The sequence below is a fragment of the Methanoculleus thermophilus genome, from assembly GCF_001571405.1.
GTDB classification, from domain to species: domain Archaea; phylum Halobacteriota; class Methanomicrobia; order Methanomicrobiales; family Methanoculleaceae; genus Methanoculleus; species Methanoculleus thermophilus.
In genome coordinates this window covers 1-10,409 of the sequence record NZ_BCNX01000013.1, presented here as the reverse complement: position 1 = coordinate 10,409, position 10,409 = coordinate 1, and the positions used below count along the sequence as shown (strand labels likewise).

The window sequence follows — 10,409 nt, the reverse complement described above, 5'->3', positions numbered from 1 at the left end:
CTCGCCGTAATCAGAGCCTTCTCCACCCGGGCATACCGTCCAAAGACCTGTGTCTCGAACGGGAACTCCCGAAACTGCGGTTTCCGGAGGATCGTCTCCCCGTATCGGGTCTTGAGGGATCGGTCCTTGTAACCGTTTCGATGCGCTTTCCGCGCATCGGTGCGTTCGTACTGGGCGGCTCCTGCCTGCTGGAGAGCTTCCTGGAGCATCACCTGGTTGAGGAACCAGGTGATGAGCGTCTTCATGCCGTTCTCCTGATCGGAAAGATAATCTTCGATTAACGCTAAGGGATCCATGGCCCTGTTTCTCCTTTGTCCAAATCTAGGTTGGATCCAGGGCCAATTCAATTTTACAGAACTTTCGTTACGCTACCTCTCCAACAGGGCATGTAACAAGATAGAGCCGGTTAAAGAAAATATCTTCACAATCTCTGCACGAAATGCACTCCAAGCTGGAGAGGTGCCAGCAGAGATGAGAGAAGATCTTCTGGAGTATGTCGCATCTAAACAGATCCAGGCAGCATGCCGTAATTTAGCAGCGGGCAGGCCCGATATCGCACGAGATAACCTAAAAGATTGCAAGACACGACATCTGTGGAAATCTAAGTATTGGACCTTATTCTGGGCATATGTTCCTTCAGAGATGTTTAGTATATTTAAAAAATTGAAAACAGAGATACGAAGTAGAATTAATCGAACCCCTATGGCCTAATTTTCCACATTGTATATTCACTATTCCAATAAACCTTATCTACCTTCGGGTCATTCGACAATCTCTGAAAATCCTCATTTTGCCAATAGAGCTCGCCTAGCTCGGGCCTCGTTACGCTATAGTATTCTATATCCTGTCTATTTGTGATAAAATCAGTCTCCCGATCGTAATAATCCCCCAATGATAATGAGTTGCCATATCCGAAGTGAACCGGGGGGCGTCGATCGTCGATTCTTCCACCCGTATGTTCCGTAAACATGTAATTTGGCAAATTTTGTTCTTTCCTTTCGGTTGGAGAGAGGAGGAGATCCGCGTACCTTCCAGGAGCAACAGTAATGCCTACAAGAGGGGTTTCAATAATCCTGTTTTCAAAGAACCATTCCATACCGGAAACACTCATCTGAGTGGTATGATATGACCCTTTAGCATTATAGGGAGATGGGTAGACATCAACCAAACCGAGAGTCATTACCATGCAGGTGATCCCTATAACCACTATGACTGCAGCGATCGAGGAAAGATTCGGTTTTTTAGTCATGTGGTTAAATAGATTGACAATGAGATATGCACAAAAGAGAACTCCCATTATCATAATATAATTTAGATATCGTGTTGCCATGGTGAAACCCTGAGCACCAACCATAGCAATCATAAACACCATAATCAGTGTAAACGGAAAAATAAATAACCTAAGTGTCTGATAATGCCTAGAAGAATGATCTCGATAAAACAGAGATATTGCACCAATAACGGAGAGAATTATAATTAATATCTGCTGACCGTACCTTTTAATAATCTCAATAAATGGATTGTTTCCAACAGCAGAAGCATTTCTGATTGCCTGACCAATTACTGCATATTGAGTATCCGCCCTCGAGATAATCGAATCGTACATATTGTTTATCGTCACTCCAAAATACCAGAACTGAAGAAGCCAGAAGAAGTACCAGATACTGAGGAGTAATATTGCAAAAAGATTCACCCGATTTTTTGGAAATATATTAAAGCATAGATATCCTTTGTATCTACGTGCAAGTAATTGGGAAACGGATACTGCAAATATTATTAAGCCGTATATAAATGCAGTGATTGGGTGAAATGTAGCAGCTGCGATAAGCATTACTGCTAATAAAATAATATACTCACGAGAACCGCTTTTAAATGCCATTATATATATCATTAACATGAGAGGAAAGATTAGATATGAATTCATATTTGGAGCCAGTAGAGTACACGGAAGGATAAAGCAACAGCTTATGAGAGCAACTAGATACGGGCCGGTATGTTCTTTTGGGAAAATTGATCGTGCAAAAACAAACATAAAGGGAACGAATAGAGCTCCTAATATGACTGGCACGATTTTGTGAAGGATAACTAGATCTAACTGTGTGACTTTTGTTAACTCAGCTAGGAAAATATGGAGAAGTGGATAAAAAAGATGCTCTGGGATATGGCCAGCAGATATTAGATCTTTTGTCCAACCCAGATGGGATGCACCATCTCCGGTCATATTCCACATGTGGTAGCCACGGATGATAAATAGCGCATTTACCAGGATATAACAAAGGAATATTGAAATTAGGCAGAGTTTCGAGTACAGCGATACATCTAAATTATTCTTGAGGAGTAATAAAATAAAAAGTCCGAACGAGGCCAGCATAATAGGGTATATAATGATCCAGAATAACTGGGGAGTGCTAGCGTATATCGAGATTTCATATTCTGTTGCAGGGATGTTCCATACGAGAAGTGAAGATAGAGTAATAAGACAAAATGTTAATATGAAATAAATTTTGAGTAATTTTGGATTCAATAATGACTTTTTTTCAATAAGAACACGACGGATATTATTTATCATTTGCCTCAATATCTCCTCTCGAATACTTCTAAAAAGGTATTTGCGCATTTTTCCCAAGTATATTTTTTGGAGTCAGCATATGCGTTATGCCCAAGTCTTGTCCTTAACTTTTCATCTTTTAGAAGTTTTTCAATGGCTTCTGCCACAACATCTGCATCAGGTTCTACCAACAGTCCATTTCTTCCGTTATCAATGACTTCAGGTATGCCTCCAACAGGCGTTGCAACAATGGGTTTACCAATGGACATCGCTTCTAAAAGAGCAAGAGGTAATCCCTCTCCCAAGGAGATGTGAGTATAAATGTCACAAATAGAGAGAGGAACAAAGGGGTTATCAATCCAACCCGTAAAGATTACCCTATCCCGAATGCCAAGAGTAACTGCATATTCTTGTAGTTCATCCAGATAAGGACCAGTACCAGTTACGATCAGTAAAATTTCAGGATAAGTTGGCAGCAACTTCTGGATCGATCGCATTAATATTTTGGTACCATCAGCTTTAACTCTGGCGATAGGTGACGATTGCATCAACAAGATGAGTGAGGTTTTTGAGATCCCATATTTTGTAATAAATTCTTTTACCTCCCTTTCGTTAACCGACTGTGATCTTACGCCAGCATACGTAATTTCTTCTCTTATTTTGATAGGAATGGCCCAAACATGGTGAATCGTTTTTCGTAGATCTTCGGAGACATATGTAATAGTATCACACGAATTAAGGAGATATTGCATCAAGATCTTTCCGAGATACGGCAATCTAGGGGGATGAGAGTGCATTGTAGTAATTAGTTTGGCCCCACTTAATCTTTTAAAAATGACTCCCGTCAATAGGAAATACCAATTAGTGTCCGTGTATACAATATCTGGTTGTAATTTGTTTAAGATCGCTATACCTTTGAATGGGAATGTGTACTTCGGCCCAGCAATCTTATAATTCTCAGAGTCATCTCCATACCTATAGAGTACAAATATCTCCAAGTCAGGATCCTTCTTGAGCTCCTCAACTAAGTTTATGACATATCGGGTAACTCCAGTCCCATGAGTATTTTTCCAATGTGTGACTAGAACAGCAATTTTCATATTAATCACCTATACCAAGAGATCTATAGATCTTTAGGATGTCCTTCACAATATTCTCCCACGTAAACCGCTCCGCATACGCGAGGATCGCCTCCCGGTCCCACTCCCGGTCCAGCGCCACCAAGATCTTCTCTGCCAAGTCTTCGGGGTCGGCGGGCTCTACCAGCAGGCCGTATTTGTCAGAAATGACGACCTCTTCACTCCCACCATTCCGTGTCGCAACAACCGGCTTCCCGCACGCCATAGCCTCGATCTGAACGACCCCAAAACTCTCTCTCAGGCTCGGCAGGACAAAGAGGTCACAAGCGTTCATCCAGAGGGGGATCTCGTCGTGTGGTTTTCCGCCGGCAAGCAGAATGTAATCCTCCAGCCCAAGCGAGCGGATCTGGCGCTCAAGGGCGGTACGAACCTTCCCGGCACCGACGATGACGCAGAGGATATTTTTTCTTTCCCGGATGATCCTCTGAACCGCTTCGACAAGATATCTCTGGCCCTTGACAGGCTCCAGATTTCCCACCGTGAGGATGATCTTCTTATCCTGAGGGAGGTTGAGCGCCTTTCTGCACTCTAAGGAATCGCGAGGGTAGAAGAGATCGCTCCTGAAGCCATTGGGTATGACTGTAACCGGTGTGGAGACGTCCAGTTTCTGGATGCAGGCAAGATTGCTCTGGCTGACGGTGATGATATGATCTGCGGTGTTGAGCACGTATTCGATCTTTGCCCGCCATTCATCGTCCTTGAAGGGGAGGGAGTAGATATCATAGCCGTGCCCGGTGACCACGAAGGGAACGTCGTACTCCTCCTTGAGGCGGGCACCGGCATAGCCAGCAGACCAGGTGAAATGGGCGTGGATGAGGTCGAACTTAGTCCCACGTTCCTTAATCAAGGATTTGACATGAGCATAGTGCCTCTCACCAAGTCTTTTGTAATCTCGATCTGTGGGAAGATACCAGATGGGAGTTGGGGATACTTGCACATTCTCCGGGGTACCGGTCAGGTCTATTTTATACGCAGAGGAAAAACGTTCGAGTTGCGGAATAGACAGATATTTCCCCAACTCAGAAAAGGGATTCACCCTCACAAAGACGTTTACTGATGAAACACGAGGAGCAAGTATATCGATCGGGTCTTTCTGGAAATTATTGTAGGAATGGCAGATCACGGCCAAGTTTACATTATCTACCTCACCTTCCAAGGACATTATGCGTGACACTCCTCAATAAGACCCTTTCCCAATCCCCAGATACACAATCCCCTTGCCGCCCGCGAACAGATTCTTCCCGTCCACGACCACCGGCGAGGCCATGAGCCCCTTCACGGTCTCCACCGAGATCCCCCGGAAGACGTCGTGGTCCACGAGGAAGACCGCACACTCCGCCCCGGAAAGCGCCTCCTCGACGCTCCCGGCCGAGGTGAAGACCCCGGCCCTCGTCCGAATCGAGGGAACGAATGGGTCATACACCCGCACCTCGGCCCCGAGGTTTGCAAGCTCCTCGATGATCTTGATTGCGGGCGACTCCCGGGGGTCGTTGATATTCTTCTTGTAGGCGAGGCCCATGACGGTGATCCTCGCACCGTAGAGGCGCTTGCCGACCTGCCGGAGGCCGCGCTCGGCGAGGTTGACAACGTGCATCTTCATGAACTCGTTGATCTCGCCGGAGGTCTCGATGAAGCGGGGGATGAAACCGTACTTCTTCGCCCGGTAGGACATGTAGTAGGGATCGAGGGGGATGCAGTGGCCGCCGATACCCGGACCAGGATAAAACGGCATGAAGCCGTAGGGTTTGGTGGCCGCGGCATCGATCACCTCCCAGGTGTCGATGCCCATCCGCTCGAAGATGAGGGCCATTTCGTTGACAAGAGCAATGTTCACGTTCCGAAAGATGTTCTCGACCATCTTCACGGCCTCCGCCGTCCGGGCATCGCGAACCGGGACGACCTGATCCACAACACTCCCGTAGAGGGCGGCGGCAACCTCGGTGCACTCGGGATTGATGCCGCCGACGACGGTCGGGACCCTGTCGATGGGGAACTTTTTGTTCCCGGGGTCCACCCGCTCGGGGGAGTAGGCAACGCCGAAGTCGCTGCCGGCGACGAGCCCGGTCTCTTCCAGGATCGGAACTACTACCTCATCGGTCGTTCCGGGGTAGGTGGTACTCTCGAGGATCACGAACTGCCCGGGGTGAAGAATGGTCTTGATGGTCTTGCAGGCGCTCTTGATGTAACTCAGGTTGGGGATCTTATCCTCCGATAAGGGGGTCGGAACACAGATGATGAGGAAGTCACACCGGCGGAGGTCTTCGGGATTGGATGTCGGGAAGTAGGTCTTCCCGAGGTACCGGGAGAGTTGTTCGTCCGTGACGTCCTGGATGTGCGACTTCCCGGCCCGGAGACGCTCAACGGTCTCTGAGCAGACGTCGTACCCGAAGACGGTGAATTTCTTCGCAAAGGCCATCGCGAGCGGGAGGCCGACATATCCCTGGCCGATGATACCGATTTCTGCACTCTGATCCATAATTTTTGATAGTAGGTTCTGCATGGTTTCTCCGCGTGGTGTTAATGATACCCAAACTGCTGCTGAATTCCAGGCTGGCTCTTCATCAGGTCGACGCTCTCAGGATAGTGCTCGATGAACCAGACCATAAACGCAGTCACATCGATCTTATCCTGCACGAGGGTCGTAGCTTTCTGTTTCCCTTCTTTTCTCAGGTCCGGATTCTGCAGCAATCTCCTCGCTTCGGCAAGCACGGTCTCGTCGGTACAGTCCCGGCCGGAAAAATCAGAAACAAGGTGATACTTCTCATCTTCCTCGGCGATATAGCCTAACGGGAGAGTATTAACGTAGATAGCATGAGTGCCGAGCACTGCACATTCCGACGCCGTCGTTCCCCCCTCCCCCACATACAGCGTCGCGTAATACAACAGATCATGCAACTTCTCCGGCGAGACCCGGATCTGATAGGGCTGCAACTCCTCCGGCAGCGCCCCCTCAGAGGTGATCAGGACCCGGCCGTACTGCTCCAGCGCCTTCACGAGCCCGACCTTGTCGCGGATGCCGTGCTGGCCGACGTCGTGGCTCGCCTGCCAGGAGACAAAGCGGACGATGATGAAGGGGTCGTCCTCGGTGAGGCCGAGCTCGGTGAGGACGGCGGGGTCTGGAGTGAAGCGGTTTGGGTGGAGGTAGGCGAGCTCGTGGTAGCCATTATATCGGACCTGCTTTTCACCGAGATCTCTCGTATAGCAGGAGGGGGTACAAATTGTTGTTGTGAAAGGATACGACAATTGATCTTGCAATTTACCGTGCTCCGTATCGTTGAATAAAATTGAGGGCCTGCGTAGTAGCCATGAAACGTGTGCAATATACACATTTCCCACCCCGCCGATCAAAATATCCGGTTGAAACTTACTTGTCACAGAATACAGTTCTGCATCGATTTTAAACATGTTTATTGCTTTTTTAATATTGTTGTTTGCGTAATCTCCCACTTTCACATATGGTATTGAGTATTTATCGAGCAATGCAAATGTTACCTCTTTATTTCGAGAGGTGACCAGCACATCATGGCCTCGTGCTTCTAATAGATGAATCGCATTTCTAAATTGATGAACGTGGGCTGGGTGCCCTATATCTATTAAAATTCTCATATTAGTCCATTCCCTAGGTGAGAGTGGATTAGATTAATTGTCTCACGAGCATGCTCTTTAGTGGACACACCTACGACGACAGACTTGATGTTTGGCAACGAGAACAGGTACTCATACGCTTCTTTCGGCGGTATGTAACCTGAAGCAAGCGTACTCATTGCTAATACATCAACTTTATAATTTTTTAGGCACTCTTCGCACGCTGCCTTTGAGGGATTCATTTGGAAGCCTATTTTGTTAAAAGATGACATAACTAAAGGTTTTGGCAGCCCCCATTCCTCAAAAGCCTCAACTAACTTTACAAAATTCACAGTTCCAAATGCAGGGGTGGCATTATAGTTTTCTTTAATGTAATCAATATAAAATTCAAATATATTCTGGGCCTTAAATGCTAAAGCTAGATCCGTTAGAATGTTATGGAGAAATATCGATCTCGTATTAAATTTATTAAACGGCAGCAGTTCTAAATCAATCATTGTCGAGAGAATATCAGTGTGATCTTTTTTCAGATATCCCATTCCACCTTTAAATAGTATTTTGAATTTCTTTGATGTATTTGCAGAACTCAGGGAATCTGTAATCATTGTAACAAGCCCTTGCTCATTGGCTTTTCTGATATACCCTTGTGCATAGGGGATAAGGGGGTAGATATTAATGTTATTCGACAATTCAGGTTTTGTACTGATTGCTGCCAGAATTTCTCTTGATTTGGGGTGAGTAGAGAGCATCATCCCCCTTTCACCTTGCTCAAGGAAAGTATCTAGAATATCAAGGATTCTTTGATTGTCTTTAAAGAGAGATGCCTTATTTCTTGCTCTCTCTTGAGAAAAATGGTCCACTCCGATAAACTGATTATGTCCCAGTAAAATCCTATCAATAGTCATGAGTATTCACCCCCATTTCGGCTTTATTGCTTGCAGTTTTATAAATCTCCTCAATAACTTTTTGAACTGCAAAACCTTCGAAAACATCAAGATCTGTTTTCACGTTTTTCTTTACACACTCGACCATGTGCTTATCTTCCATCGTGTACTCTGGCCCCCCAAGGTCAAAATCCACTCCACTGACAAAATCTTGTTTATAATACTCTTTCCAAGCATTATCGGCATCAGTGAATATTTTTATGTAGTCATCAGTGACAACAAACATGCCTCTGGAACAATGTACTTCAATTTTAATTTCTGGTAGTCGATAATTCCGAACGCTCCATGAAGTATCGATTGTCCCTTCGATACCGCTATTAAATGCGATATATGCATGTGCAAAATCTTCTACATCTGAAGAATAGTAACGCTTTGTTCCCCCCTGGACATACGAATAATCGCCAAAGAACCACAGAAGCAGATCTATCAAATGCGTCCCTAAGGTATTTAAGACGCCTCCTCCACTTATCCCTTTATCATATCTCCACCCTCTGCCCCTTGAAAATAGCTGGGATACATACATTGTTGAGTTAAAATAGATCATTTCTCCCAGTTCTTTATTGTCAATAATCTGTTTTGCCATTTTAAATGTGCTAACAAAACGTTTTGAGTAACCTATCATATTTGTAACATATGTCTCCTGGAGCAACTCTAACAGCGGGGCACAACTTTCCGTATTAATGCCCAGGGGTTTTTCAACAAAAAACGGAATGCCATTGTTAACGCAATTCACTGCGACTCTTGGGTGCAATGACGTTGGCGTAGTTATGTATACGACATCTAAATCTTCTTTTGAGAGCATCTCCTCGTAGTTATCATAGGCATTGATTCCTGTGAGCTGATTCTCAATAAAGTGGGTGATTAACTTTTGCGTATCTGCTACTGCCTTAACTGATACACCGTTTAGGTTATTGAGGATCCCGGCATGCATAATGCCCATTTTCCCCATCCCAACAACGCCAACGCTTATTTCTTCGTTCATTTTAATCCTCCATGATCTCTATAATGCCAATTGCATAACTGTCATAGTTCATCAACAACACAACCCCTCATCTTGGCTGTTACGAGGTGTTTTATGAACGCCACATCCCTTTCCCGGGTGCAACTTTTTGAGATAGTGTACCCGGGCAGGGTGGCTAATACTGACTAGTATTTTCATCCTCAGTACCACCCGTAACCCTGTCTCTCTGCGACCATATCAAAGAGCATCGCAAACGAGAGGAACATAACCCCCATCATAAACGCCAGCATCGAGAGAGCACCATGAACGAAAAGAACAGGGTAGCCCCAGACCAGTTTTTCCCACAGCGTAATCGCTCCACCCACTACCCCGATCGCTGACAGGATCGATCCAAAGAGGTAGAATAAGACAAGGGGATGGAAGCTGAGTATCACGTACTTCATCTTGAGCCGCCGGAGAAACGTCCGGAGGAGAAGGTTTGAGACCCGAACGATATAACGGCCGTATTTGATGGAAGATTTTTCGTTGCCGTATTTCGCAGGATGAGCGATATTCTGTATCCGGAAACCGTGAATGTTCAGCCTGACCAGCCGATCATTTAAGTAACCGTACCTGGGGTACATATCTTTGAAGTCAATGCTTTCGAGGGCACGGCGAGAGATCGCGGTGTAGCCGTTCTGGGGATCCATCATGGACCAGTAGCCCGATGCAATCTTTGTGAGGAACGTGAGCATCGCATTGCCAAAGAACCGCCACTTGCTCATGCGGCCTCGATATTCAGGGGAACCAAGGCGGTTCCCAAGGGTAAAGTCGCACTTTCCATCAATGATAGGATCCAGAAACTTAGAGAGGTACTGGGGATCCATCTGACCGTCGCCGTCCATGGTTGCGACAACATCTATCCCGTCACTGAGAGCCCGGGAGTAGCCGGATATAACTGCAGCCCCTGGCCCCCGGTTCGGGCTGTGGTGGATCGGGACGACCCTTGGATCGCGCCGGGCGTAGTCCTCGATGATCTCCCCGGTCCGGTCGGAGGAGCCGTCGTTCACCGCGTAGACTTTCGCGACGTAGTCGGGGATGCCGTCGAGCACCTCCCCGATCAACTCTTCCTCGTTGTACGCCGGGACCACCACGGCGATCCGCCTCCCCCGGTAGCGGGGTTCCCGGGTCTGGGCCCCCTCGCGCTCCGCTCCGGCGACCTTCAGGTGATGGTCATGGACCAGGGTCAGGAT

Annotated in this window: 9 protein-coding genes; all 9 read right to left on the bottom strand. The window is 46.7% G+C overall.

Features of this window, described 5'->3' with window-relative positions:
* The coding region (locus MCUTH_RS10570; RefSeq protein WP_201784947.1) for a transposase at nt 1–296 on the bottom strand (296 nt) is incomplete at its 3' end.
* 404 nt (nt 297–700) lie between these two features.
* Nucleotides 701–2,569: a DUF6541 family protein gene (locus MCUTH_RS10565; protein ID WP_066958760.1), complete on the bottom strand. Its 1,869-nt coding sequence runs from the start codon at nt 2,567–2,569 to the stop codon at nt 701–703.
* A gap of 5 nt (nt 2,570–2,574) precedes the next feature.
* Nucleotides 2,575–3,648, bottom strand: coding sequence for a glycosyltransferase family 4 protein (locus MCUTH_RS10560; RefSeq protein WP_066958759.1), 1,074 nt, complete (start codon nt 3,646–3,648; stop codon nt 2,575–2,577).
* 1 nt (nt 3,649) lies between these two features.
* Nucleotides 3,650–4,849 carry a glycosyltransferase family 4 protein gene (locus MCUTH_RS10555; RefSeq protein ID WP_066958758.1) on the bottom strand — a complete coding sequence of 400 codons (1,200 nt, stop codon included), beginning with the start codon at nt 4,847–4,849 and terminating at the stop codon, nt 3,650–3,652.
* A gap of 15 nt (nt 4,850–4,864) precedes the next feature.
* Nucleotides 4,865–6,163 (bottom strand): nucleotide sugar dehydrogenase, encoded by a 1,299-nt coding sequence (locus MCUTH_RS10550; protein WP_201784946.1) that lies wholly within the window; start codon nt 6,161–6,163, stop codon nt 4,865–4,867.
* Between the two features lie 41 nt (nt 6,164–6,204).
* The gene (locus MCUTH_RS10545) at nt 6,205–7,293 is read right to left on the bottom strand and encodes a DUF354 domain-containing protein (protein WP_066958756.1); all 1,089 of its coding nucleotides are present in this window, start codon (nt 7,291–7,293) and stop codon (nt 6,205–6,207) included.
* Complete coding sequence (locus MCUTH_RS10540) at nt 7,290–8,177, bottom strand: hypothetical protein (RefSeq protein WP_066958755.1); 888 nt, start codon at nt 8,175–8,177, stop codon at nt 7,290–7,292. Before MCUTH_RS10540 ends, MCUTH_RS10545 begins: the two co-directional genes overlap by 4 nt.
* Nucleotides 8,167–9,198 carry a Gfo/Idh/MocA family protein gene (locus MCUTH_RS10535; RefSeq protein ID WP_066958754.1) on the bottom strand — a complete coding sequence of 344 codons (1,032 nt, stop codon included), beginning with the start codon at nt 9,196–9,198 and terminating at the stop codon, nt 8,167–8,169. The genes MCUTH_RS10540 and MCUTH_RS10535 overlap by 11 nt, the downstream gene beginning before the upstream one ends.
* 179 nt (nt 9,199–9,377) lie before the next feature.
* Nucleotides 9,378–10,409: glycosyltransferase family 2 protein (locus tag MCUTH_RS10530; RefSeq protein WP_330219249.1), on the bottom strand; the 1,032-nt coding region annotated here is incomplete at its 5' end.

What these genes read in the sequence shown, in the direction of transcription:
- MCUTH_RS10555 (WP_066958758.1), bottom strand. Translation starts at nt 4,849, where the DNA reads ATGTCCTTGGAAGGTGAGGTAGATAATGTAAACTTGGCCGTGATCTGC.
- MCUTH_RS10540 (WP_066958755.1), bottom strand. Translation starts at nt 8,177, where the DNA reads ATGACTATTGATAGGATTTTACTGGGACATAATCAGTTTATCGGAGTG.
- MCUTH_RS10545 (WP_066958756.1), bottom strand. Translation starts at nt 7,293, where the DNA reads ATGAGAATTTTAATAGATATAGGGCACCCAGCCCACGTTCATCAATTT.
- MCUTH_RS10550 (WP_201784946.1), bottom strand. Translation starts at nt 6,163, where the DNA reads ATGGATCAGAGTGCAGAAATCGGTATCATCGGCCAGGGATATGTCGGC.
- MCUTH_RS10565 (WP_066958760.1), bottom strand. Translation starts at nt 2,569, where the DNA reads ATGATAAATAATATCCGTCGTGTTCTTATTGAAAAAAAGTCATTATTG.
- MCUTH_RS10535 (WP_066958754.1), bottom strand. Translation starts at nt 9,198, where the DNA reads ATGAACGAAGAAATAAGCGTTGGCGTTGTTGGGATGGGGAAAATGGGC.
- MCUTH_RS10560 (WP_066958759.1), bottom strand. Translation starts at nt 3,648, where the DNA reads ATGAAAATTGCTGTTCTAGTCACACATTGGAAAAATACTCATGGGACT.